The organism is Amycolatopsis sp. CA-211722 (assembly GCF_056828465.1).
The window spans coordinates 8,569,522-8,593,189 of record NZ_CP184752.1; the positions used below are offsets into that span (position 1 = coordinate 8,569,522).

26 protein-coding genes are annotated in these 23,668 nt (G+C 70.0%); 12 read left to right on the forward strand and 14 right to left on the reverse strand.

What is annotated here, in order from left to right:
- Nucleotides 1–248 precede the first annotated feature (248 nt).
- The 3 genes from ACOCEP_RS39255 (at nucleotide 249) to ACOCEP_RS39265 (ending at nucleotide 4,103) form a co-directional block, all read left to right on the forward strand.
- The gene (locus ACOCEP_RS39255; RefSeq protein ID WP_482335002.1) at nucleotides 249–2,000 is read left to right on the forward strand and encodes a hypothetical protein; all 1,752 of its coding nucleotides are present in this window, start codon (nucleotides 249–251) and stop codon (nucleotides 1,998–2,000) included.
- Nucleotides 2,001–2,068: 68 nt separating this feature from the next.
- Complete coding sequence (locus ACOCEP_RS39260; protein WP_482335003.1) at nucleotides 2,069–2,854, forward strand: SDR family oxidoreductase; 786 nt, start codon at nucleotides 2,069–2,071, stop codon at nucleotides 2,852–2,854.
- Nucleotides 2,855–3,038: 184 nt separating this feature from the next.
- Nucleotides 3,039–4,103, forward strand: a complete 1,065-nt coding sequence (locus tag ACOCEP_RS39265; RefSeq protein WP_482335004.1) for an NAD(P)H-dependent amine dehydrogenase family protein — start codon at nucleotides 3,039–3,041, stop codon at nucleotides 4,101–4,103.
- A 93-nt stretch (nucleotides 4,104–4,196) separates the two neighbouring features.
- On the opposite strand, the gene lgt is transcribed toward ACOCEP_RS39265, so the two are convergent.
- The 3 genes from lgt to ACOCEP_RS39280 are packed head-to-tail and all read right to left on the reverse strand — an operon-like array spanning nucleotide 4,197 to nucleotide 7,563.
- Nucleotides 4,197–5,225, reverse strand: coding sequence for a prolipoprotein diacylglyceryl transferase (gene lgt, locus ACOCEP_RS39270; RefSeq protein ID WP_482335005.1), 1,029 nt, complete (start codon nucleotides 5,223–5,225; stop codon nucleotides 4,197–4,199).
- A 29-nt stretch (nucleotides 5,226–5,254) separates the two neighbouring features.
- Complete coding sequence (locus tag ACOCEP_RS39275; protein WP_482335006.1) at nucleotides 5,255–6,424, reverse strand: M20 metallopeptidase family protein; 1,170 nt, start codon at nucleotides 6,422–6,424, stop codon at nucleotides 5,255–5,257.
- Nucleotides 6,421–7,563 carry an amidohydrolase family protein gene (locus tag ACOCEP_RS39280; protein WP_482335007.1) on the reverse strand — a complete coding sequence of 381 codons (1,143 nt, stop codon included), beginning with the start codon at nucleotides 7,561–7,563 and terminating at the stop codon, nucleotides 6,421–6,423. Before ACOCEP_RS39280 ends, ACOCEP_RS39275 begins: the two co-directional genes overlap by 4 nt.
- Nucleotides 7,564–7,659: 96 nt before the next feature.
- Between ACOCEP_RS39280 and ACOCEP_RS39285 the strand changes: the two genes are divergently transcribed.
- Nucleotides 7,660–9,033 (forward strand): type I glutamate--ammonia ligase, encoded by a 1,374-nt coding sequence (locus tag ACOCEP_RS39285; RefSeq protein WP_482335008.1) that lies wholly within the window; start codon nucleotides 7,660–7,662, stop codon nucleotides 9,031–9,033.
- A gap of 69 nt (nucleotides 9,034–9,102) precedes the next feature.
- Here the strand turns inward: ACOCEP_RS39285 and trpA are convergent, their stop codons facing one another.
- From trpA to ACOCEP_RS39310, 5 genes are all read right to left on the reverse strand, one after another.
- Nucleotides 9,103–9,894 (reverse strand): tryptophan synthase subunit alpha, encoded by a 792-nt coding sequence (trpA, locus tag ACOCEP_RS39290; RefSeq protein ID WP_482335009.1) that lies wholly within the window; start codon nucleotides 9,892–9,894, stop codon nucleotides 9,103–9,105.
- Nucleotides 9,891–11,120, reverse strand: coding sequence for a tryptophan synthase subunit beta (gene trpB / locus ACOCEP_RS39295; protein WP_482335010.1), 1,230 nt, complete (start codon nucleotides 11,118–11,120; stop codon nucleotides 9,891–9,893). Before trpB ends, trpA begins: the two co-directional genes overlap by 4 nt.
- Complete coding sequence (trpC, locus tag ACOCEP_RS39300) at nucleotides 11,117–11,926, reverse strand: indole-3-glycerol phosphate synthase TrpC (RefSeq protein ID WP_465418766.1); 810 nt, start codon at nucleotides 11,924–11,926, stop codon at nucleotides 11,117–11,119. Before trpC ends, trpB begins: the two co-directional genes overlap by 4 nt.
- A gap of 192 nt (nucleotides 11,927–12,118) precedes the next feature.
- Nucleotides 12,119–12,676, reverse strand: coding sequence for a Trp biosynthesis-associated membrane protein (locus ACOCEP_RS39305; protein ID WP_482335011.1), 558 nt, complete (start codon nucleotides 12,674–12,676; stop codon nucleotides 12,119–12,121).
- Nucleotides 12,669–14,231 carry an anthranilate synthase component I gene (locus ACOCEP_RS39310; protein WP_482335012.1) on the reverse strand — a complete coding sequence of 521 codons (1,563 nt, stop codon included), beginning with the start codon at nucleotides 14,229–14,231 and terminating at the stop codon, nucleotides 12,669–12,671. The genes ACOCEP_RS39305 and ACOCEP_RS39310 overlap by 8 nt, the downstream gene beginning before the upstream one ends.
- A gap of 95 nt (nucleotides 14,232–14,326) precedes the next feature.
- Here ACOCEP_RS39310 and ACOCEP_RS39315 point away from each other — a divergent pair, with 95 nt between their 5' ends.
- Nucleotides 14,327–14,932: a TetR/AcrR family transcriptional regulator gene (locus ACOCEP_RS39315; RefSeq protein ID WP_482335013.1), complete on the forward strand. Its 606-nt coding sequence runs from the start codon at nucleotides 14,327–14,329 to the stop codon at nucleotides 14,930–14,932.
- A gap of 116 nt (nucleotides 14,933–15,048) precedes the next feature.
- Here ACOCEP_RS39315 and ACOCEP_RS39320 read toward each other — a convergent pair whose 3' ends face one another.
- From ACOCEP_RS39320 to hisF, 6 genes are all read right to left on the reverse strand, one after another.
- Complete coding sequence (locus tag ACOCEP_RS39320) at nucleotides 15,049–15,501, reverse strand: hypothetical protein (RefSeq protein ID WP_482335014.1); 453 nt, start codon at nucleotides 15,499–15,501, stop codon at nucleotides 15,049–15,051.
- A gap of 162 nt (nucleotides 15,502–15,663) precedes the next feature.
- Nucleotides 15,664–16,530 carry a hypothetical protein gene (locus ACOCEP_RS39325; protein ID WP_482335015.1) on the reverse strand — a complete coding sequence of 289 codons (867 nt, stop codon included), beginning with the start codon at nucleotides 16,528–16,530 and terminating at the stop codon, nucleotides 15,664–15,666.
- Between the two features lie 57 nt (nucleotides 16,531–16,587).
- Entirely contained in the window at nucleotides 16,588–16,950 is a 363-nt protein-coding gene (locus tag ACOCEP_RS39330) for a DUF1304 domain-containing protein (RefSeq protein WP_038510378.1), read from the reverse strand.
- Nucleotides 16,947–17,309 carry a phosphoribosyl-AMP cyclohydrolase gene (hisI, locus tag ACOCEP_RS39335; RefSeq protein WP_482335016.1) on the reverse strand — a complete coding sequence of 121 codons (363 nt, stop codon included), beginning with the start codon at nucleotides 17,307–17,309 and terminating at the stop codon, nucleotides 16,947–16,949. The genes ACOCEP_RS39330 and hisI overlap by 4 nt, the downstream gene beginning before the upstream one ends.
- Nucleotides 17,299–17,688 (reverse strand): hypothetical protein, encoded by a 390-nt coding sequence (locus tag ACOCEP_RS39340; RefSeq protein ID WP_482335017.1) that lies wholly within the window; start codon nucleotides 17,686–17,688, stop codon nucleotides 17,299–17,301. The genes hisI and ACOCEP_RS39340 overlap by 11 nt, the downstream gene beginning before the upstream one ends.
- The gene (hisF, locus tag ACOCEP_RS39345; protein WP_482335018.1) at nucleotides 17,685–18,458 is read right to left on the reverse strand and encodes an imidazole glycerol phosphate synthase subunit HisF; all 774 of its coding nucleotides are present in this window, start codon (nucleotides 18,456–18,458) and stop codon (nucleotides 17,685–17,687) included. The genes ACOCEP_RS39340 and hisF overlap by 4 nt, the downstream gene beginning before the upstream one ends.
- 39 nt (nucleotides 18,459–18,497) lie before the next feature.
- Between hisF and ACOCEP_RS39350 the strand changes: the two genes are divergently transcribed.
- From ACOCEP_RS39350 to ACOCEP_RS39380, 7 genes are read left to right on the forward strand one after another with little or no spacing between them, the layout of a single operon-like run.
- Nucleotides 18,498–19,142 (forward strand): TetR/AcrR family transcriptional regulator, encoded by a 645-nt coding sequence (locus tag ACOCEP_RS39350; RefSeq protein WP_482335019.1) that lies wholly within the window; start codon nucleotides 18,498–18,500, stop codon nucleotides 19,140–19,142.
- 9 nt (nucleotides 19,143–19,151) lie between these two features.
- Nucleotides 19,152–19,658, forward strand: a complete 507-nt coding sequence (locus tag ACOCEP_RS39355; protein WP_482335020.1) for a SigE family RNA polymerase sigma factor — start codon at nucleotides 19,152–19,154, stop codon at nucleotides 19,656–19,658.
- Nucleotides 19,655–20,653, forward strand: a complete 999-nt coding sequence (locus tag ACOCEP_RS39360) for a hypothetical protein (protein ID WP_482335021.1) — start codon at nucleotides 19,655–19,657, stop codon at nucleotides 20,651–20,653. The genes ACOCEP_RS39355 and ACOCEP_RS39360 overlap by 4 nt, the downstream gene beginning before the upstream one ends.
- Before the next feature lie 28 nt (nucleotides 20,654–20,681).
- Complete coding sequence (locus ACOCEP_RS39365) at nucleotides 20,682–21,605, forward strand: NADP-dependent oxidoreductase (RefSeq protein WP_482335022.1); 924 nt, start codon at nucleotides 20,682–20,684, stop codon at nucleotides 21,603–21,605.
- Nucleotides 21,602–22,162: a putative glycolipid-binding domain-containing protein gene (locus ACOCEP_RS39370; protein WP_482335023.1), complete on the forward strand. Its 561-nt coding sequence runs from the start codon at nucleotides 21,602–21,604 to the stop codon at nucleotides 22,160–22,162. The genes ACOCEP_RS39365 and ACOCEP_RS39370 overlap by 4 nt, the downstream gene beginning before the upstream one ends.
- 49 nt (nucleotides 22,163–22,211) lie before the next feature.
- Nucleotides 22,212–22,934, forward strand: a complete 723-nt coding sequence (locus ACOCEP_RS39375) for an ABC transporter ATP-binding protein (protein ID WP_482335024.1) — start codon at nucleotides 22,212–22,214, stop codon at nucleotides 22,932–22,934.
- Nucleotides 22,931–23,665 carry an ABC transporter permease gene (locus ACOCEP_RS39380; RefSeq protein ID WP_482335025.1) on the forward strand — a complete coding sequence of 245 codons (735 nt, stop codon included), beginning with the start codon at nucleotides 22,931–22,933 and terminating at the stop codon, nucleotides 23,663–23,665. The genes ACOCEP_RS39375 and ACOCEP_RS39380 overlap by 4 nt, the downstream gene beginning before the upstream one ends.
- The last annotated feature ends 3 nt before the right edge of the window (nucleotides 23,666–23,668 follow it).

Below are 23,668 nucleotides of genomic sequence, written 5' to 3' on the forward strand. Positions count from 1 at the left end.
CGCCGATGGGTAACGATCTGGACGCCCGGAACGACACAGTTCCTGATGAGGTCGCAGTAGTTCGTTCCGCTAAGTATATGTCCCGTTCCGGGATGTCACGAGACGCGGTGAGGCGACCCTAGTCACTCCCGGCGCGCGGCGCGAGCCCTGATCCCTTTAGGCCGTCCGGCCCAATCCCGCACTTCACGGCAACCTGACACCGCGCAGGATCGACCTAGAGGTGAAATCACCTCACCTCTGGGGGCTCGATGCTCAAGTCGTTCCGAAGAACCGCTGTACTCGGCGCCGCCGCGGTCACGTTCTCCGCCCTGCTTCCGGCCACGCCCGCGCTGGCCACCTACGAGACGATCGCTTCGGCTCCGGCCGCCTACATCGACCTCAAGGCTCCGACGAAGTCCTTCACCGCCACCGGGAACGACGTCCCGGTCGGCGCGTGGACCGACCGCGGGTTCCACACGTCGAAGGCGTACTTCACCTTCGACCTGCGCCCGTTCCGCGGTGCCACGATCGGCTACGCCGAGGCGTACGCGACCGAGACCGCCGCCAACGACTGCGCCAAGCCACGCGCGACCGAACTGTGGGTCACCGACGCGGTCACGGCACCGACCTGGCTGCGCCAGCCGAAGGAGCGAACCAGGCTTTCCGGCCCGGGAGCACAGCCCGGCTGCCTGTGGAACCGCGTGGAATGGGACGCGGGCCAGGCGATCTCGGCCGCGCTCGCCGCGGGCAAGGAGTCGGTGACCTTCGCGCTGCGGATATCGGGCGACCGTCAGTTCGACCCGGCCTACGGCAGGCGCGTCGAGAACCGGCTGCACCTCCTTCTCGACTACAACCGGCCCCCGGCCGTGCCGACCGACCTGCATGTCGGCCTCAAGCCGTGCGGTGCGGATCCGGTGTACACAGCGGACAGGCCGGTCGAAGTCACCGGGCTGATCCGCGACCCCGATCAGTCGTCGGTCTCCGGCCGCGTGACCGTCTGGCCGGCCGACGAACCCGCGAACCGGCGTGAAGTCGGTCCCGACTCCCCGACCGGGTCGCCGCATGGCGTCCGGCTTCCGCTCCCGGCCGACTTCATCACCGAAGGCCGGGTGTACCACTGGACGATGCAGGGCGTCGACGGCGACCTGACCGGCCCCGCCAGCGCTCCGTGCTCGTTCGTGGTCGACCGCGTCGCACCCGTCACCGAACCGGTGGTGACGTCCGCGGAGTACCCGCCCGGCGGTGAACGCCATGGCGCCGTGGGCATCCCGGGCACCTTTACGATCGATGCCAAGGGCGATCAGGACATCGTCGGCTTCAGCACCGACAGCGGTTACGTCGCCGCGGACCGCCCCGGCGGCGTGGCGACCGTCCAGTACGCGCCGAAACGCGAATTCGACTCCTTCAGCGCTTGGGGCGAGGACAAGGCGGGCAACCGCGGCCCCGGTGCCACCTACGGCATCGTCGCGACGCCGTCGAAGCCGGGTGTCGCCTACGACGCCCAGACGATCGCCGTGGGCAAGCCGCTCCGGCTCGACTTCACCCCCGGTGCGATGCCCGGTGTCGTCGAGTACGTCTACGACTTCGGCTGGACCGGCGAGGTCGTGGTCCCGGCCGGACCCGACGGCAAGGCGACGGCCACGGTGACGCCGAGGGAGCCGATGACCTACCTGGTCGTGTCGAGCCGCACCAAGGAAGGCTGGCGGTCCGAGAGCTGGGAGGAAAGGATCGAGCAGAACACCGCGCCCGTCGTCACCAGCTCCACCTACCCGGCCGACCAGCCGGGCGGCGGGGTAGGGGTACCGGGCGAGTTCGTCTTCTCGTCCTCGGTACCGGGCGTCACCGATTTCCTCTATGCGGTGGACAACGGGGGAACCCAGTGGATCACGGCGGCGGGCGGGACCGCGACGATCACGGTCACTCCCGCCAGCGCCGGGCCGCACCAGCTCGAGGTCCGGGCGATCCTGGCCGACGGCAATATGGGTGATCCGCGGTACTACTCCTTCATCGTGAACGGCTAGCCCGACGCCGGTCCCGCTTCCTCGCGAAGCGGGACCGGCAGCCACTAGAACGTGTTACAGTTCCGCGCATGATCCTGGACCGTTTCCGGCTCACCGACCAGGTCGCCGTGGTCACCGGCGCCGGACGCGGGATCGGCGCAGCGACCGCCGTGGCGCTCGCCGAGGCCGGCGCCGACGTGGTGATCTCCTCCCGCACCGAAGCCCAGCTCGACGAGGTGGCCGCCCTGGTCGCCGACACCGGCCGACGCGCCCACGTGGTTCCCGCCGATCTGAGCGACCCTGCCGCCGCGGGCGAGCTGGCGCGCATCGCGATGGCGGAGTTCGGGCGGCTGGACCTGGTCGTCAACAACGTCGGCGGCACGTATCCACGGCCGCTGCTGGAAACCACGCCGGACTTCCTCGAAAAAGCCTTTCGTTTCAACGTCTCCACCGCGCACGCGCTGACCGTCGCGGCGGCTCCGTCGTTGCTGGAGACGGGTGGATCGGTCGTCAACATCTCGTCGGTCATGGGCCGCGTGACCGGCCGTGGCTTCGCCGCGTACGGGACGGCGAAGGCCGCGCTGGCGCACTACACCCGGCTCGCCGCGGCCGATCTCGCGCCGAAGGTGCGGGTGAACGCGATCTCGGTCGGCTCGGTGGCGACCTCCGCGCTCGAAGTGGTGGTGGGCAACGAGGAACTGCGCGGGCGGATGGAGGCCGCCACTCCCCTGCGCCGGATCGGCGAGGTCGAGGACATCGCGGCCACCGTCGTGTTCCTGGCGTCGGGCGCGGGCCGGTACGTCACCGGCAAGATCATCGAAGTCGACGGTGGATTGCAGGCCCCGAACCTGGAACTCGGCCTGCCCGATCTGTAGGAACCGTTAGCGGAGCTGAGAGATACCGGAGAAGTGACCATAAGCGTGAACCCGCCATGGCCGAAGGCCCCGCTATCGCGGTGGCAGGACGCCCTGTCCCCCACCGCGAGGTGGTCTGCCAGGTCGCGTCCTGCCGACGTCGATCGCGGGCGCGGGTTCACAACCAGACTGTAGGAGGCGACGCGTGCGTGTGGTCCAGTGGAGTACCGGGAACGTCGGCCGCCACGCGCTGGCCGGCATCGACGCCCGCCCCGATCTCGAACTCGCCGGGGTCTGGGTTTCGAGCGAGGCCAAAGCGGGCGTGGACGCCGGGGAACTGGCCGGGCTCGGGCGCCCGCTCGGCGTCGCCGCGACGACCGACGCGGACGCGCTCATCGCGCTGAAGCCCGATTGCGTGCTCTACACGGCGATGGCCGACGACCGGCTCCCCGAGGCCGTCGAAGACCTGAAACGCTTCCTGCGCGCGGGGATCAACGTGGTGTCCAGCAGTCCGGTGTTCCTCCAGTACCCCGAAGGTGTCGTCCCGCCGGAGATGATCGAGCCGATCCGCGAGGCGGCCCGCGAAGGTGGTGCTTCGCTGTGGGTCAACGGTGTCGACCCCGGTTTCGCCAACGACTGGCTGCCACTGGTGCTCACCGGCGTGTGCGAGCGGATCGACGAGGTGCGCTGCCTGGAGATCCTCGACTATTCGACGTACGACAACGGCAAGGTGCTGTTCGACATCATGGGCTTCGGCCGCGAGATGGACGATCTGCCGCTGTTGCTTCAGCCCGGCGTGCTGTCGCTCGCCTGGGGCAGCGTCGTACGGCAGCTCGCGGCCGGGCTGGACGTCGAACTCGACGCCGTCGAGGAGGTCTACGAACGGCTTCCGGCGCCCGAGACGTTCGAGATCGCTTCGGGAACGATCAAAGAAGGCACGGCGGCGGCGCTGCGGTTCGAGGTGCGCGGCATGCGCGGCGGGCGGGCGGTGTGCGTGCTGGAGCACATCACGCGGCTGCGCGGCGATCTCGGGCCGGACTGGCCGCGGCCGAGCGGGCAGGGCTGCTACCGCGTCCAGGTGACCGGGGAGCCTCGGTATGAACTGGACCTGCGGCTGGTCGGGACCGACGGCGACCACAACACGGCCGGCCTCAAGGCGACCGCGATGCGGCTGGTGAACGCGATCCCGGCGGTGGTGGCGGCTCCGCCCGGGCTGCTGACGGCGCTGGACCTTCCCTTGGTGACGGGGCGGGGCCTGGTGACTCCCTGAAACGCGCCGGCACTCGCGACGGGGGTCGAAGTACGTGAAGGACCCCTTCATTGCGCTAGACGCAATGAAGGGGTCCTTCACGTACTTGGAGCGCTACTTCTCCGCGTCCGGCTTCGGGTCCTCGGTCGCCTTGTCGGCGGCGGAGTCCCGGACGGTGTCCGGAGCCGCGGCGACCTCCGCGTGCGACTCACCGGAGTCGGCCGAAGCGGAGGCGTCCTCCCGCGGCACGTCCTTGCTCCACAAGGTTTCCGGCGCTTCCCTCGGCCCCCGCTTGGCGGCGAGGACGAAGTACGCGATCGCCGCGGCGAACAGCAGGATCGAGGTCCACACGTTGACCCGCAGGCCGAGGATGTGGTTCGCGGTGTCGGTCCGCATCATCTCGATCCAGAACCGGCCCGCGGTGTACCCGGCGACGTAGAGGGCGAACACGCGGCCGTGGCCGAGGCGGAACTTCTTGTCCGCCCAGATGACCAGCAGCGCGACACCGAGGTTCCAGATCAGCTCGTAGAGGAACGTCGGGTGCACCGGGCTGTCCGGCAGCGGAACGTGCCCGAGCGCGACGCCGTTCAGGAAGTCGTCCGGGTTGGTCGGGTTGTAGCGCTGGTAGATCTCCAGGCCCCACGGCAGGTCGGTGTGCGCGCCGTAGAGCTCTTGGTTGAAGTAGTTGCCGAGCCGTCCGATCGCCTGCGCGATCACGATCCCCGGCGCGAGCGCGTCCGCCATCGCGGGCAGCGGGATGCCCCGGCGGCGGCAGGCGATCAGCGCGCCGACGGCGCCGAGCGCGATGGCGCCCCAGATCCCGAGGCCGCCGTCCCAGATCTTCAGCGCGTTGAGCGGGTTCTTGCCTTCGCCGAAGTACAGCTGGTTGTCGGTGATGACGTGGTACAACCGCCCGCCGACCAGGCCGAACGGCACCGCGAAGACCGCGACGTCGATGACCGTGCCCTTCGTGCCGCCGCGGTTCACCCAGCGCCGCTCGCCCAGCCAGATCGCCACGATGATGCCGGCGATGATGCAGAGCGCGTAGGCCCGGATCGGGACCGGCCCGATATGCCAGACGCCCTGGTCGGGGCTGGGGATGGTCGCGAGGAACGCTGCCGAGGCGGTATTCACGTCGGCCACCGTAGCGCTTCATCCACTTCTTGGGAGCGTCAGCCCTCGACGGCGGCCAAATAGCCCGCGATCAGCGCCGACGCGACATGCCCGATGGCGGCGTCGGGCGGCAGGAACAGTTCGTCGTGCAGGCTGGGCGCGCCCGCGGTGTCACCGAGGCCGACGAACATCATCAGCCCGCGCGTCATCCCGCAGTAGTGCGCGAAATCGTCGGCGCCGAACGACCGGAAGTCGGTGTCCACCCCCGCCCCCGTCCGGACGAGCCGCCGGTGCGCGCGCTGGGTGAGCCCGGCGTCGTTGTGCAGTACGGGTTCGCACGGGCTGATCTCCAGTTCCGCCCGGCAGCCGTGCGCCTTGGCCGTGCCGTGGACGACCTCGGCCAGCCCCTCCAGCGCGAGGTCGCGGTCCTCGGCGCGCATCAGCCGCAGCGAGCCCGACAAGCGGGCCTCGTTCGGGACGACGTTCGCCGTCGTGCCGGCTTCGATCCGCCCCACCGAGCAGACCGCGCCGAACACCGGATCGACCCGGCGGCTCGCGAGCTGCTGAAGGCTCACCACGATCTGGCTGAGCGCGAGGACCGGGTCCCGCAGCAGATGCGGGTATCCGGCGTGCCCGCCCTGGCCGCGGACGACGACGTCGAACTCGTCGGTGGAGGCGTTGACCGGCCCTGGCACCGCCGAAACCACACCCGCCGCGAGCCTGGGCTGGACATGAGCGCCGATGACCGACTCGACGCCGTACTCGGTGAGCACGCCCGACTCGACGATGTCCAGCGCGCCGGACGGCGACGTCTCCTCTCGCGGCTGCAGGAGCGCGAGGAGCGGCCGGGGCACGCCGACGACGGCGGCCGCGCGGCAGGTGGCGACGAGCGCGGCCATGTGGACGTCGTGCCCGCACGCGTGCATCAGCGGCGTCTCCGAGGCCCACGGGACGCCGGTGCGCTCGGTGACCGGCAGCGCGTCCAGTTCGGTCCGCAGCGCCACCGCCGGCCCCGGCGCGGTACCGGGGAGCAGCACGGCGCGCCCGGTCTTGGCGACCGGGACACCCTCGTCGACACCCAGCGCCTCGACGACGACCCGCGCGGTGTCCTCCTCGTCCCCCGACGCGCGCGGATCGGCGTGCACCCGGTGCCGCAGCTCGATCGCGGACGGCAGCTCCGCCTCGACGGCGGCCTCCCATCGGTCCTGTAGTTCGTCCAGTTCCGTCATGTCGCCTCCAGCCCGTACACCCGTTCGGCGTTGCGGTGCCCCACCAGCGCCGCTATCCGATGCGCGTCCACTTCGGACAGTACGTCCGAAGCGAGCCCCGCGTACAGGAAGTCGGACAGTCCCTGCCGGAACAGCGCGGTGCCGAGGTGGTACAGCTCGGCCAGCCCGAACGCGTCCGTGGAGAACAGCAGCTTCCCGAACGGCACGATCTCCATTGTCTCCGCGATGATCGCGGGCGCACGATGACCGGCGTTGTGCGTCGCGAGCCCCACGTCGACGAACACGTGCTCGAACACCTGCGCCAGATACGCGGCGTTCCGGTGGAAGGGATAGTTGTGCAGCAGCATGATCGGCACCCCGTGTGACCGGGTGGCCCGCAGCAGCCCGGTGAGCAGCAGCGGATCGCAGCGGTGCAGATCGACGTCGGAGTCGCCGAAGCCGACGTGGAACTGGATCGGCAGGGCCAGGTCGATCCCGGTCCAGATCAGGAACCGGTGCAGCACCTCGTCCGCGAGCCGGACCGGTTCGCCCGCCTCGATCCGCGCGAGCCAGCGGCCCGCCGCTTCGGTGACTTCGGTGTCCGTCGGCCGCTCCCCCGCCAGGTCGAGGCCGACCCGGTAGGCGGCGATGGACTTGAGCCCGACCGCGGTCGTCGCGCGTCTCGCCAGTTCCTCGGCGAAGGCGGACGCGAATCCGGCCGCGGTGGTGGAGCCGATCACCGTCTCGGCTACCTGTTCGAGCCGGACGATGTCCCGCGCGCGGGCACCGGACAGGGCCGCGAACTGCTCGGTCGTGGTCAGTGTGTCCGGCAGGAAACCGCCGTCGAGCAGGAATTCGGTCGTGCCGGTGGCGCGCAGGAACCGCGCGTTGACCTCGGTGGCGCCCAGTTCGGCGCGGCGGGCCAGATAGACCTCGGCCGGGACGTGCGGCGGCAGGTCGAGCACCGGGGCGCAGCGGGCGCGGACGGCGAGCCCGATCAGCGAGTCGAACAGGGTCGTGCCCAGTGACGAGACGGTGTCGGCCTCGGTGAGCAGCTGTTCGAACTCGATCCGGCCCAGATCACCGGTGACGACGCCGTGGCAGTGGTGGTCCACCAGCCGCGTCCGGGCCACGAACGGCAGGATCGGGGTTCCCGGCATGAGCGCGTCCCTTCTCGTGATCGACGAGTGCGGCCTCACCCTATGACCGGATCCGGGCGTGGCAAGGGCCTCCGATCGAGGCCAGGATGAGGAACCATGGTGAACCGGGAAGCAGTGACCGCCCGCGCGACCGCCCTCACCGGGGAGCTCCGGGCACGGGGTGTCGAGCTCGTCGCGCTGACCTTCGTGGACAACGCCGGGATCGCGCGGGTCAAGGCGGTGCCGCTGCGGAAGCTGCCGTCGGCGGCCGCGTGGGGGGTCGGCGCTTCGAAGTCCTTCGACTTCTTCGGCTCGGACGACGTCATCACCGGCGGTGAGTATTCCCTCGGCCCGGTCGGTGACCTGCGGCTTCATCCGGACCTCGACGCGCTGACCGTGCTCGCCGGGCAACCCGGCTGGGCCTGGGCGCCGGTCACGAAACTCGACCAGGAGGGCGAGCCGCATCCGCAGGATCCGCGCGCCCTGCTGGCGGCGGCGGTGGACCGGCTCGCCGCCCGCGGGTACCGGGCGCGGATGAGTTTCGAAATCGAATGGGTGATCACCGATGCCGGTGCCCCGGACGATCCGACCTCGGCCACCGCGGGCCCGGCGTACGGCTACGCGCGGCTTTCCGAGCACGCGGACTATCTCCGCGCCCTGGTGTCCACTTTGGACCAACAGGGGGTCGGAGTGGAGCAGATCCATCCCGAGTACGCCGACGGCCAGTTCGAGCTGTCGGTCGCCGCGGCCGACCCGGTGCGCGCGGCCGACGTCGCCGTCCTGACGAAGGAGACGATCCGCGCGCACAGTCACCGGCACGGGCTGAAGGCGTCCTTCACCCCGAAGTTCGCGCCCGCCGGCGTCGGCAACGGCGGGCATGTGCATCTGAGCGTCTTGACCGGCGCGCGGAACCTTTTTTCGGGCGGGGAAAGGGTTTTCGGGCTGACGCCGGTCGCCGAATCGTTCAGCGCGGGCATCCTGCGGCGGCTGCCCGCGCTGCTCGCGATCGGGGCGCCGTCGGTCGTCAGCTATCTGCGGCTGGAGCCGCACCACTGGGCGGGCGTGTACGCCGCGTGGGGACTGGAGAACCGGGAGACGCCGCTGCGGCTGGTGCGCGGCGTCGCCGGGAACCGTGACTCGGCGGCGAACCTCGAGGTCAAATGTTTCGACCTGACCGCGAATCCGTACCTGCTGGCGGCTGCCCTGCTGTTCGCGGGGCTGGCGGGCATCGACGAGGAGGCGGTGCTCCCTGAGCCGCTCGACGTCGATCCCGGGACCTTGACCGAGGCCGAACGCGCCGTTCGCGGGATCGAGCGCCTGCCCCAGCGGCTGGAGGAGGCCGTCGCCGCGTTCGAGGCGGACAAGGACCTGGCGGCCGCGTTCGGCGCTCCGCTGGCGACGACGATCGTGGACGTGCGGCGGGCGGAGATCGAGCGGTTCGCGGACGCGAGCCCGGAGGAGATCACCGAAGCGCAGCGGTGGCGGCACTGACCCTGTAGCGCGTGAAGGCCCCCTTCCCTCGGCTCAGCCGAGGGAAGGGGGCCTTCACGCGCGATCAGATCAAGCGGGGGCGACGGTCTTCCGCACACCCGCGGCCAGTTCGGCCGCAAGCTCGCGTACCGCGCCGGTGCCGCTCGCGGCGGCGGTCACCAGCGCCGAGCCGACGATGACGCCGTCCGCGAAGCCGGAGACCTGCGCCGCCTGCTCGCCGGAACGGACGCCGAGACCGACGCCGATCGGCAGTTCGGTGTGCGCGCGGGTCCGCTCGACCAGGTCCTCGGCGTGCACGCCGACCTGGTCACGAGCACCCGTCACACCCATCACCGCGGTGGCGTACACGAAGCCGGAAGCGGCCGCGACGGTCTTCGCGATCCGCTCCTCCGAGGAGGACGGCGCGACCAGGAAGATCCGGTCCAGACCATGCTGCTCGGAGGCGGCCATCCACTCGTCGGCCTCGTCCGGGATCAGGTCCGGGGTGATCATCCCGAGCCCGCCCGCGGCGGCGAGGTCCCGCGCGAAGCGGTCGACGCCGTAGCGGTGCACCGGGTTCCAGTACGTCATCACGACGGCCTTGCCGCCGCGCGACGACACCGACTCGACGACCTCGAACAGGTGCTTGAGCTTGAAACCACCGGAGAGCGCGCTCACCGAGGCAGCCTGGATGGTCGGGCCGTCCATGACCGGGTCCGAGTAGGGCACGCCCACCTCGACCAGGTCGGCGCCGCCGTCGACCACCGCGGCCAGCAGATCCTTGGACCCGTCGACCGTCGGGAAGCCCGCCGGAAGGTAACCGATCAGCGCGCCGCGCCCCTCGGCCTTCGTCTTCGCGAAGAGGTCGTCCAGCGCGCTCATGCGTTCTCCACCAGGCCGAAGTACTTCGCGGCCGTGTCCATGTCCTTGTCGCCGCGACCGGACAGGTTCACGATGATCAGCCCCTCCGGGCCGAGTTCGCGGCCCAGCACCAGCGCACCGGCCAGCGCGTGCGCCGACTCGATCGCCGGGATGATGCCCTCGGTGCGCGAAAGCAGCTTGAACGCGTCCATCGCCTCGGCGTCGGTCACCGGCCGGTACTCGGCGCGGCCGCTGTCCTTGAGCCACGAGTGCTCCGGGCCGACGCCCGGGTAGTCCAGGCCCGCGGAGATCGAGTGCGATTCGACCGTCTGGCCGTCCTCGTCCTGCAGCAGGTACGTCATCGCGCCGTGCAGGTTGCCCGGGGTGCCCTTGGTCAGCGTGGCGCCGTGACGGTTACCCTCGATGCCCTCGCCGCCCGGCTCGAGACCGACCAGGCGCACCGACTCGTCGTCGATGAAGCCGTGGAAGATCCCGATCGCGTTCGACCCGCCGCCGACGCAGGCCGCGACGGCGTCCGGCAGGCGTCCGGCCTGCTCCAGGATCTGGGCGCGGGCCTCCTCGCCGATGATCTTGTGGAAGTTCCGCACCATCATCGGGAACGGGTACGGTCCCGCCGCCGTGCCGAACAGGTAATGCGTGGTGTCGGCGTTGGTCACCCAGTCACGCAGGGCCTCGTTGATGGCGTCCTTCAGCGTGCGCGAACCGGTCTTCACCGGGACGACCTCGGCGCCGAGCAGCTTCATGCGGGCGACGTTCAGCGCCTGCCGCTCGGTGTCGACCTCGCCCATGTAGACGATGCATTCCAGGTCGAGCAGCGCGCAGGCGGTGGCGGTGGCCACCCCGTGCTGGCCGGCGCCGGTCTCGGCGATGACCCGCTTCTTGCCCATCCGCTTGGTGAGCAATGCCTGGCCCAGCACGTTGTTGATCTTGTGTGAACCGGTGTGGTTCAGATCCTCGCGCTTGAGGAAGATCCGGGCGCCGCCGGCGTGCTCACCGAAGCGCTTGGCCTCGGTGAGCAGCGACGGACGGTCGGCGTAATCACGCAGCAGACGCCGGAACTCGTTGACGAAGTCCGGGTCGTTGCGCGCCTTGTCGTATTCGGCCGCGACCTCGTCGACGACGCCGATCAAGGCCTCGGGCATGAACCGGCCGCCGTACGGGCCGTAGTAGCCCCGGTCGTCCGGATCGTGCTTGCCGTGGGGTTCTTCGTGGTACTCGGTGGTCATCGAGAAGGCCTCGGGCAGGCAGGGTGCGAACCGGCGGTCACGAGCTTGACCAGCGCGCCCTTGGGGTCACCCGAAGCGACGAGCCCTTCGCCCACGAGGACGGCGTCGGCGCCGTGACCCGCGTAGGACATCAGGTCGCCGGGGCCGCGCACACCGGACTCGGCGATCTTGAAGACGTCCATCGGCAGGCCGGGGGCCAGGCGCGAGAAGACGTCCCGATCCACCTCGAGGGTGTGCAGGTTGCGGGCGTTGACGCCGATCACCTTCGCGCCGGCTTCGAGGGCCCTGTCGGCCTCTTCGGCGTTGTGGATCTCGACCAGCGCGGTCATCCCGAGGGATTCGACGCGGTCCAGCAACGCGATCAGGGCGTTCTGCTCCAGTGCCGCCACGATCAGCAGGACCATGTCGGCGCCGTGCAGCCGCGCCTCGTGGACCTGGTACGGGCTGACGATGAAGTCCTTGCGCAGCACCGGGATGTCGACCGCCGCGCGGACCGCGTCGAGGTCGGCGAGCGACCCGCCGAACCGGCGCTGCTCGGTCAGCACGCTGATCACCCTGGCGCCGCCGTCGGCGTAGTCCTTCGCCAGCGCGGCCGGGTCCGGGATCTCGGCCAGGTCGCCCTTGGACGGGCTGCGCCGCTTCACCTCGGCGATGACGCCGATACCGGACTCGCGCAGGGCCGCGAGCACGTCACGTGGGGGCGCGACCTGGGTCGCGCGCTTCTTCAGTTCGTCGAACGGCAGAACCGCCTCGCGCTCGGCGAGATCGGCACGGACGCCGGCGACGATGTCTTCGAGCACGCTCACCGGAGTTCCTCACCGGCCGTCGTACTCACGGATTCCTTCGCAAGGTCGCTCACAAAAACCTTCCCCTTCCCGCCGAAACGATGCTAACCCCCGCACGGATACGGCCTGGTTCCGGGTATGTCCGTTACTCCGAATGCCCACCGTGTCATCTTTCGCGGCGGAGATCTCGAAAACGCGCGTTTTCCGCGGCCATCACCGGGTCGCGGTGGGATCTTCGCCTTCGGACAGCGCCTCCCACAGCTCGGTCTCCGGATCCTTGGCGGCCTTCTTCTTCGCCCCCGGCGCCGAGTACTTCGCGCCGAGGCGAGGCATCCGGCCCGCGCCCTTGATGGCTGCCAACCCGCCCGCCGCCACGAGAATTCCCCCGAGGATCGCGAGACCGCGGGCTCCCAGCATCCGGGCCACGGGCAAACCGTCGGCGAAGCCACTGAACGAGCCGCCCGCCACGCCGATCCACACTGCGGCGGCACCGGACACGGCGAGTACCACGCCGAGCACCCGGCGTGGCCAGCCGCCGGTGGCGATCAGCCCCGCCGTGCCGGCGAGCGCCAGCAACGCGAGCGGAATCAGCGCGACCGCGCGCTGTGAACCGGTTTCCGTGTACAGCACCGTGCCGCGCACACCGCCGTCACGGAACTCCGCGAACCACACGAGCTGCGAAGAACCCCACAGCGCTACCGCGCCCAGCAGGAGGCCCGCCACGGCGATCCACAGTGGACGCTTGGCTTTCTTCGCCGGGGCCTCAGACACGAGTGCTGTCACCGGCCGGGTCGAGTTCGTCCGCCGCGATCATCGTCTGCGCCGCCGCGACGGCGGACAGCACGGTGCGAGCCTTGTTGAGCGACTCGTTGTCCTCGTAGTCGGCCACCGAGTCCGCGACGACACCCCCGCCGGCCTGGACGTACGCGGTGCCGTCCTTCATCAGCGCGGTGCGGATCGCGATCGCGGTGTCGGCGTCCCCGGCGAAGTCGAGATAACCGACGACGCCGCCATAGAGCGCCCTGCGGGTCGGCTCCAGCTCCTCGATCAGCTCCATCGCGCGGACCTTCGGCGCGCCCGAGAGCGTTCCTGCCGGGAAACAGGCGGTGACGGCGTCGAAAGCCGTCTTGTCGTCGAGGAGTTCGCCGGTGACCGTCGAGACGATGTGCATGACGTGGCTGTAGCGCTCGACGTCGAAGAAGTCGACGACGCGCACGGTGCCGGGTTTGCAGACCTTGCCGAGATCGTTGCGGCCGAGGTCGACGAGCATCAGGTGCTCGGCGCGTTCCTTCTCGTCCGCCAGCAGGTCCTTGGCCAGCTGCGCGTCCTCCTCCGGGTCGGCGCCGCGCCAGCGGGTGCCCGCGATCGGATGCGTGGTCGCGCGGCCGTCCCGCACGGTGACCAGCGACTCCGGGCTGGATCCGACGATGTCGAAACCGTCCAGGCGCAGCAGGTACATGTACGGGCTCGGATTGGACGTGCGCAGTACGCGGTAGACGTCCAGCGCGTCGGCCTGGGTCTCGATCTCGAAGCGTTGCGACGGCACGATCTGGAACGCTTCGCCCGCCTTGATCGCCTCGACCGCCTTCTCGACGGCCGCGTGGAAGTCCGGCTTGGAGCGGCGGCGGGTGAACTCGGGCGCGGGACGGTCGAAGACGGCGGCCGTGGCCGGGGCCGCGACGTGCAGCTGCTTGGTCATCGCGTTCAGGCGCGCGACGGCGTCGTCGTACGCGGCGTCGACGCGCTCGGCCGAGTCGTCCCAGTTGACCGCGTTGGCGATCAGCGTGACGGTGCCCTCGTGGTGGTCGAACGCGGCCAGGTCGGTCGCCAGGAGCATGGTGAGCTCGGGGATGTCGAGGTCGCGTTCGGCGAGTTCGGGGAGCCGTTCGAGCCAGCGGACGGCGTCGTAGCCGATGTAGCCGACCATGCCGCCGGTGAGCGGCGGCATCCCGGGCAACTGCTCGGTGTGCAGCGCGGAGACCGTCTCCCGCAGCACGGTGAGCGGGTCGCCCTCGGACGGCAGGCCGACCGGCGGGGTGCCGGTCCACACGGCCTTGCCGTCGCGCACGGTCAGCGCGGCGGGACTGTCGACTCCGATGAACGACCATCGGCTCCACGACGCGCCGTTCTCCGCCGATTCGAAGAGGAACGTCCCCGGCCGGTCGGCGGCGAGCTTGCGGTAGACCCCGATGGGGGTCTCACCGTCGGCGAGCACGCGGCGGACAACGGGGATGACGCGACGGCCCTCGGCGAGCGCGCGGAACTCGTCGCGCGAAGGGCTGACCGAGCCGAGCCCCGACGGGCTGGCGTTTGCGGCGCTGACCATGTCGCTCATTGTGCTGCAACGCCCGTGCGGGCGGGGACGCGGGGATGAATTCAAAGAATGTTGAATTTCGGGCCGGGTCCGTTCATGATGGCGCCATGGCTGGTGAAGACACTACCGTGCGGCGCCGGGGACGGCGGCCCGGCGGACAGGACACCCGGACCGCGCTGATCGAAGCGGCGCGCGCGGTGTTCGGCGAGAGCGGCTTCGACGGCGCGACCGTCCGCGCGATCGCGACCCGCGCCGGGGTCGACGCGGCGATGGTCAATCACTGGTTCGGCAGCAAGGAAGGGCTGTTCGCCCAAGCGATCCTGAAGCTCCCCTTCGACCCGCACGAACTGCTCGCGGAACTTCAGGACGGGCCCGACGAGGAGTTCGGCCGGCGGATCGTGCGCACCTTCCTCACCCGATGGGACGGCGCGGGCGGTGACGTGTTCCAGGCACTCGTCCGCAGCGTCGCCGGGCACGAACAGGCCGCGGCCGTCTTGCGCGGGTTCTTCCAGAACTTCTTCACGAAGGTCATCGGCGGGCTGGGCTCGGACCGCGTCGAACTGCGGACCACGCTCTGCGCCTCCCAGCTCGTCGGGATGGGGCTCGTGCGGTACGTCGCGAAGTTCGAGCCGATGGCTTCGAGCGAGGTCGAGCCGCTGGTGACCGCGATCGCGCCGACGCTGCAGCGGTACCTCACCGGAGACATCGACTGACCCTTCGGGCGATCATGCGTGATTGGAGCCGTAACTCGCGTGATTGAAGGCGGAACTCGGAGTTCGGCTTCCAAACACGCGAGTTACGCCTTAAATCACGCGAGTCACGCCTTCGCTCACGCTGTGTCCGGTTCGATCTCCTTGACGGGAACCGTGTAGAGCGTGTCCTTCGAGAACCGGCCCCTCGGGAAGATCACGATCATGTCCGTTTCCTCGCCACCGACGAAGACGGGAACCTTCTCGAGTCCCTCGAAACGGGGAGCGATCCGCAGTGACCGGCGCGTCTGGAGCAGCTTGTAGCCGCCTTCGAGGAAAACGTCGATCCTGGGGAACAACCAGCCGGGTCGCACCGTCGCCACGGCCTCGCGCAAACCGGTCTTCTCAGCGGAGCGGCGGCGGCTCTTCCAGAGCCAGGCGGCGTACAGACACGCCGGAATACCGTAGAAGGCCACCAAGGACAGCGGGGACAGAACCTCGAATCGGCGATCGTCCGAAACTATCTGACACACGACGAAGTAAGCGATCCAGAACGCCGCCCAAGCCGTCGCCCGTTGCTCGAGAAGCGACATTTTCTCGATCAAGGGGCCGGCCACTTCTTCGTGGACCGTCGGCGGCTCGAAGCTTTCGGCGAAGTCGTCGTCCGCATTGGAGCGAGGCCGCCCCGCGACTCTTGGACGTCGTCTCGGACGGTCGGTCTTCTTTTTCCCTCGCCCCGGTTTCATGTACCGAGGTTAATCGAGAAGAGCGGGCTTTCCGGATAAAGAGTCGCGTCTCGCTTCGGGGCAACCGTGCGCGCTCGGCGAGCGTACAAGTTCAGGTCGGACCGGGAACGCGTACGGGCGAAGGGAAGTCCTCCCCCTCGGGAACAGGACGACCATGTCCGCGCCTTCACCACCGGCCCAGACCCGGAGGCCGGGATTCTTCCGGAAACGGCGGCACGAGCGGATCGTCCAGCCCACCGAGCGGACCACGGTTTCGGTGCCGTCGTCGAAAGTGAGGTACGTGGCGGGCGGGAGCCGAAGGGTCAGCCCCTCGTAATCCGGCCGCACCGTCGCCCGCGCCGGACGCCAGCCGGTGGCGTGGACGGCCCGGTGCCTGGCCCGCCAGCCCGCCGCGGACATCAGCGAGCCCACGAACCCGACGAGACCGAACGCCGTGGGCGGCACGCCCAGCTTGCCGAACCCGTCGTCGCCCGACCCGCCCAGGACGAGCAGGAGGATCCCGGCGGCGAAGACGGCGGGCCAGATCAGGGTGAGCCAGGCGGAGCGAAGACCCAGCAGACGGAGCTTCGCGGTCTCCCGCTCGGAATCGATGGCGGCGAGCGCGGCGTCGTCGATTCTCCGGTCGTCGGGCGCGGCTTCGGCGAGCCCGGCATGGACCCGCGCCCGATGTCGCGCGAACAGGGCCACCAAGAGCCCCACGCAGATCAAGGCGATTTCGCCGAAAAAGCCCTCGATCGGATCGTTTCCGAAAGCCTGGACGGCGAGAGCGATGGCCCCACCGGCCACCGGTACGAAGCTCACCACCGCGGCCATGCGGTAGCCCAATCTCCGGCGGAGATGCTTCTCCGCCGGGCCTTCCCCAGTCCCCGGTGACATGGAAAAAGCGTACGCCCGCAAGGGGAATTCGGGGATAGGACCAAGGTCCCGACGGCCTCAGCCCGCGACCAGCACCGCGATCAGCGCCAGCGTGCCCGGCACCACCTGGACGAAGAAGATCTTCTTGCTCGCCGTCGCCGTCCCGTAGAGCCCGGCCACGATCACGCACGCGAGCCCGTAGATCTTGAACTGCCACGCCGTACTGCCGGTCGCGATCAGGCCCCAGATCAGCGCGGCGGCGAGGAAACCGTTGTACAGCCCTTGATTCGCCGCGAGCGCGGAGCTCTCCTTCGCGAACTCCTCGGTGGTGCCGAAGGAGGCGCGGGCCCGCGGGGTGGTCCACAGGAACATCTCGAGCACGACGATGTACAGGTGGATCAGGGCGACGATGCCGACCAGGACGTTGGCGACGACGTTCACGGGTTCTCGCTCTCGTCGGCCAGCAACAGCCGTTCCTCGGTGTCGAAACAGGTGTGCGTGCCGGTGTGACAGGCCGGGCCGGTCTGGTCGACGCGCAGGAGGACGGTATCGCCGTCGCAGTCGATCCGCATCTCGCGCACGTGCTGGACGTGGCCCGACGTCTCGCCCTTGACCCACAGTTCCTTGCGGCTGCGCGAGTAGTACGTCCCCCGCCGGGTCGTGAGCGTGCGTTCGAGGGCCTCGTCGTTCATCCACGCCATCATCAGCACGTCCGACGTGGAGTGTTCGACGACGACGGCGGCGATGAGCCCGTCGGCGTTGCGCTTCAAGCGATCCGACAGGGCGGGGTCAAGCGTCATTCGTGGCTCCGAGAAGGTGCCGTTTCACCGGCATCGAGTTGAGCAGGACCGCCGTGTAGATGTACCCGGCGAAGAGGATCCCGGAGACGATCTTCACCCAGAAGAGTTCGGCCGCCAGCATGGACAGGGCGTGCAGCAACCCGAACAGGAAGCTGACGCCGAAACCGGCGAACCGCGCCGAAGCCATCTTCAGCACCAGCCCCGCCACGACGAGCCCGCCGAGCACCAGCGACGTCCCGGGCAACAGGAACGTCCGCGCGGTGGAGTACGGCGCGAACATGAGGACGGCGGCCATCGCGATGTAGGCGAGGGCGAGCCCGAGCAGCAGCGCGCAGACGACCTTGACCTCGGTGGAGGCCTTCCAGTTGGCCAGGATCACCGGACCACGACTCCCCCGGCGCGCAGCGCGCTCTTGACCTCGCCGATCTTCAACTGTCCGAAGTGGAACACGCTGGCCGCGAGCACCGCGTCCGCGCCCGCCTCGACGGCGGGCAGGAAATGCTCCAGCGCGCCGGCGCCGCCGCTGGCGATCACCGGGACGCGGACCGCCGCCCGCACCTGGGTCAGGAGTTCGAGGTCGAAGCCGTTCTTGGTGCCGTCGGCGTCCATCGAGTTGAGCAGGATCTCGCCGACGCCGAGTTCCTCGCCGCGCGCGGCCCACTCGACGGCGTCGATCCCGGTGCCGCGGCGCCCGCCGTGCGTGGTCACCTCGAAACCGGACGGGGTCGGCTCGGCCCCCTCGGGGACCCGGCGCGCGTCCACCGACAGCACGACACACTGCGCGCCGAACCGGCGGGACGCCTCGCGCAGGAACTCCGGCCGCGCGATGGCGGCGGTGTTGATGCTCACCTTGTCCGCGCCGGTGCGCAGCAGCCGGTTGACGTCGTCGTTCGTGCGCACGCCGCCACCGACGGTGAGCGGGATGAACACCTGTTCCGCGGTGCGGCGGACGACGTCGAAGGTGGTCTCACGGTCTCCGGAGGACGCCGTGACGTCGAGGAACGTGAGCTCGTCCGCGCCCTCGGCGTCGTACAGCCTGGCGAGTTCGACGGGGTCGCCGGCGTCGCGCAGGTCGGCGAAGTTGACGCCCTTCACCACACGGCCCGCGTCGACGTCGAGACACGGGATGACCCTGACTGCGACTGACATGGGGACAAGCGTAGTCAAGAGCCGTTCTAAGCTCGCGGGATGGCACAGGCGGGGCGGCGGCCGGGGCAGACCGAGACGCGGGAGGAGATCCTCGAAGCGGCGAGGCGCAGATTCGCCGAACAGGGTTACGACGGCGCGACCGTCCGCGCCATCGCGGCCGACGCCGGGGTCAACGCGGCGCTGCTGCACCATTTCTTCGGCACCAAGCAACGGCTCTTCGCCGCCTCGATGAACCTGCCGGTGGACCCGGGCGAGCTGGTCCCCCGGATCCTCGAAGGCCCCGAGGAAGAGATCGGCGAGCGCCTCGTCCGCGCGTTCCTCGGTCTCTGGGAGGCCCCGGACGGCCGCGCGCCGTTCCTGGCGATGATCCGGTCCGCGACCACCAACGAGCAGGTCGCGACCATGATGCGGCAGTTCCTGGAGCGGGCGGTCCTGGCGCGGGTCGCCGAAGCACGCGGCGTGCCGAAGGTGCGGGTGGCCGGGATCGCCGCGCAGATGATCGGGTTCGCGCTGCTGCGCTACGTCATCGGCCTCCCGCCGCTGGTCAACGCCTCGGAAGAGGAGATCGTCGCGATGCTGGCCCCCGTCGCGCAGTACCACCTGACCCCCGGCGCCGAGAAAGTTCGGTTCCCGATGCATCAGGAGGGTGGTCTCGCGCGTCACTGGAGCGAGACCACCGGCTGAGGGGGACAAGTGCCTGCGACCTTCGACGAGTTCGTCGCGGATCGCCTGGACGGCCTCCTGCGCTACGCGACCGTCCTGACCGACGATCCGTACCTGGCGCAGGACATCGTCCAGGAGGTGCTGCTGCGTGCTCAGCAACGCTGGCCGAAGATCGATTCGCCGCCGACCTACGTCCGCCGGATGGTGACCAACGAGTACCTCTCGTGGCGCAGGCGGCTGGCGGTCCGCCGGGTGACGCCGTCGTCACCGGAAGCGCTCGACCTGATGAGCCCGCCGGTCTCCGATCACGCCATCGAGTACGACGAACGCGACGCGATGCTGGACCGGCTCGCGAAGCTCCCGCGCAAACAACGCGCCGCGATCGTGCTCCGCTACTACGAGAACTACTCCGACGAGGAGATCGGCGCGGTACTCCGCTGTAAGACGTCGACCGTGCGCAGCCAGATCTCGCGCGCGCTCGCGACGCTGCGGGAAACCGAGCCGTCCCCGTCCGTGCCCACGGGAGCCCGCAAATGACCCGACTGAGTGACGAGCACACCGAGGACCTGATCCGCGAGAGCCTCGAACACCTGGCCACGCGGGCACCCGACGGGGCCGAGATCCGCGACGCGCTGACCCAACGGTCGCGAAGCCGCCCGAAGATGGCTTTGGCGCTGGTCGCGGCGGCGGTCGCGATCATCGCCCTCGGCGTGCCGTTGAGCCTGCGGGCCTACACCGCGGTCACACCCGCCTCGCCGCGCGACGCGGACTGGTCGGTGCTGCCGTACAAGCCAGGTTGGCTGCCTGACGGCTTCACGGAGATGAGCCGCTCTGCGAAGCCCTATCCCGCGCCTCAGACCAGGATGTGGAACGGCGGCGAAGCGGGCCAGGTCAAGCTGACCACCACTCCGCTGGACGAGCGGCGTGGGCCGTGGACGATCGCCCCCGCCCCGAACCAGATCATCGTGCACGGCCGGGTCGGCATGGTCTCGGAGGTCGACGGCGACGCGACGATGCTGACCTGGTCACCCGACGACGCGTACGTGCTGAACCTGACCCTGTACGACGTGCGGGACCCGCGTGGCGTGGGTCAGCGGATCGCGGACGAGATGGTCGAGGACGGCCGTGCCCGGGTGGCGGGCGAACTGCGGTTCGGCAGGTTGCCCGCCGATCTGGAGCTGTCCGGGGTGAACCTGCCCATGATGGTCGACGGCGGCAGGACCGAGCTCGAAGCCACCCGTGCGGGGCAGCCCACCGCTCCGGCGGTCGTCACGGCGCGGCTCGGCGGCGAACGGCCGGACGAGGGCGACGCCGCGCCCGTGCCGCTGAAGGTCCGGGGCCTCGACGGTTTCGCCCTCCCCGCGCGGAACGGGCGGCTCGGGCAGCTGGACGAAACGGTCGCCGTGCAGGTCGAAGGCGGGCGCTGGCTCACCGTGTCGGGTAAGCGGGACCGGGCAACGCTGCTCGACATCGCCGAGGGCCTGCGGATCGTCCCCGCTGACTACAGCTGGTTCGGGAAACCGCCGGAATAGTGACGGGCGGGCGGCGGTTGTCGACGACATGACGGACACCTACCGCTCCATCGCGTTCACCGAGTACGGCGACTCCGGGGTCCTGCGGGTCCTCGAACGCGAGCTCCCCGTGCCGGGTCCCGGCCAGGTGAGGGTCGCCGTCCGGGCCGCGGGCGTGAACCCGATCGACTGGAAGATCCGTTCCGGGCTGATGGCGGAGGTGTATCCCGCGAAGTTCCCCGCCGTCCCCGGCGGTGACATCTCGGGCGTGATCGACGCGGTCGGCGAGGGGGTTTCCGAGTTCGCCGCCGGTGACGAGGTCCTGGGGTCCGGTATCGGCGGGTACGCGGAGTACGTCCTCGCCGATCCCGCGAAACTCGTCCGCAAGCCGGAAGCACTGTCGTGGGAGCTCGCCGCGGCGCTGTCGGCGGTCGTCAACACCGCCTATCGCGCCCTCAACCTGCTGGACCTCCAGAAGGGCGAGACGCTGCTCATCGACGGCGCGGCGGGAGGCGTCGGCACCATCGCCGTCCAGCTCGCCGTCGCGCGCGGGCTCACCGTCGTGGGCACCGCGAGCGAAGCGAACCACGACTACCTGCGCTCGCTGGGCGCTGTCCCGGTGCAGTACGGCGAAGGGCTCGCCGAGCGCGTACGCGACGTCGCTCCCCAGGGCATCGACGCGTCCTTCGACACCTCAGGACGTGGCTCGCTCGCCACTCTCGTCGAGCTGACCGGCGGCCCGAAGCGGGTCATCACCATCGCGGCGCCGGACGCGGCCGACCACGGCGTCCGCTTCACTTCGGGCTCTCCGGCCGAACAGGTGCCCGGCTCGCTGGCCGAAGGCGCCGCGCTCGCCGCCGAAGGCAAGCTCGACCTGCCGATCGCCCGGGTGTATCCGCTCGCCGAAGCCGCCGCGGCCCAGGACGAGAGCGAAGCGGGCCACGTCCGGGGCAAGCTCGTTCTCGTGCCGTGAGCCTTCCCGCGACCGCGAGCTGGCTGCATCGGGACGCGAGGACCGGCCTGGAGGTCGCGTTCTTCGAGGAACACGAAGGCGGCTGGAGGATCAGCGGGGCCACGACGGCGGTCGAGGACGGCGAATCCTGGTTCGTCGAGTACGCGATCACCGTGGACGCCGCCTGGCATACGAGGTCGGCCGAGCTCTCCGGCCGGTCGGCGAGCGGTGCGCGGCGCACGGTGCTCGAATCCGGTGGCGACGGACGCTGGCGAGTGGACGGCGTCGCGGATCCACGGCTCGACGGCTGTTTCGACGTGGACCTCGAATCGTCGTCGATGACGAACACGCTGCCGGTGCACCGGCTCGGCCTGGCGCCGGGCGCCGCCGCCGAGGCGCCCGCCGCGTACGTCCGGGCGGGCGACCTCGCCGTGGAACGGCTCGAGCAGCGCTACGAGCGGATCGGTGACCGCGATTTCGCCTACACGGCACCGGTCTTCGATTTCTCCTGCGTGCTGCGTTACGACCGGCACCTGCTGGTCCGCGAGTACCCGGGCATCGCCGTCCGGCTGTCCTGAAACCCGCGCCCCTTGACGCATGCTTCTCAACGGGCGCAGAATTAAACGCATGGCTAATTCAGCGATCTCCGTGACCGGACTGAGGGTCGTCCGCGGCGGTCGCGAGGTCGTCAAGGACATCGCGTTCCGGACGCCGCGCGGCCGCGTCACCGGCCTGCTCGGGCCGAGCGGCTGCGGCAAGACGACGCTGATGCGCGCGATCGTCGGCGTGCAGATCGTCGCCGCGGGCGAGGTCACCGTGCTCGGCCATCCCGCCGGCAGCCCGCCGCTGCGGCGGCTGATCGGCTACGCCACCCAGAACCCGGCCATCTACGCCGACCTCACCATCACGGAAGCCTTGCGCTACTTCGCTTCCGTCCTTCGCGCCCCGCTGTCCGATGTGGACAGGGTGATCGCCGAAGTCGGGCTGGCCGACCACGCGGGCAAACTGGTCGGCTCCTTGTCCGGCGGCCAGCACAACCGCGCCAACCTCGCCGTCGCACTGCTCGGGAAACCCGAACTGCTCGTCCTCGACGAACCGACCGTCGGCCTCGATCCCGTGCTCCGCGACGAACTCTGGGCGCTGTTCCGCCGTCTCGCCGAGGGCGGGGCCACGCTGCTCGTGTCCAGTCACGTCATGGACGAGGCAGCGCGCTGTGACCGGCTGCTGCTCATGCGCGAAGGCCGGATCCTCGCCGACGACACCCCGGCCGGGCTGCGCGAGCGCACCGGGACGCCGGATCTGGAGCAGGCGTTCCTGCGGCTCGTCCGGGAGACGGAGACGACCTCGTGAACCCCACGCTGACACTCGCCACCGCCCGCCGCATCCTCCTTCAGCTGCGGCACGATCCGCGTACCGTCGCGATGCTGATCGTCGTCCCTTCGCTGCTGATGGTGTTGCTGCGCTTCGTCTTCAACTCCGAAGCGGTGTTCAGCCGGGTCGCCCCGGCGCTGCTCGGCGTCTTCCCGTTCCTGATCATGTTCCTGATCACCTCGATCACCACGCTGCGCGAGCGCACCACCGCGACCCTGGAACGCCTGATGACCCTGCCGATCGGCAGGATGGATCTGCTCTTCGGCTACGCGATCGCGTTCGGTTCGATCGCGGTCGTGCAGGTCGGCGTCGCCGCCGGGGTCTCACTCGCCTGGCTCGGCCTCGACATCGCGGGCTCGATCGGGATGCTGCTGCTCATCGCCGTCCTCGACGCCCTCCTCGGGATGGCGCTCGGCCTGTTCGTGAGCGCGTTCGCGCGGACGGAGTTCCAGGCGATGCAGTTCATGCCGCTTTTCGTGCTGCCGCAGATCCTGCTGTGCGGGCTGTTCGTCCCGCGCGGCGAGATGGGCTGGCTCCTGAACTGGCTGTCGAACGTGATGCCGCTGTCGTACGCCGTCGAAGCGCTCACCCGGGTCACCACGTCGGGCACCGTGAACGCGACGCTCATCCGGAACCTGCTCATCGTCGCGGCGTGCGCCCTGGCCGCGCTGGTGCTCGGCGCGGCGACGCTGCGTCGCCGAACGCCCTAGACT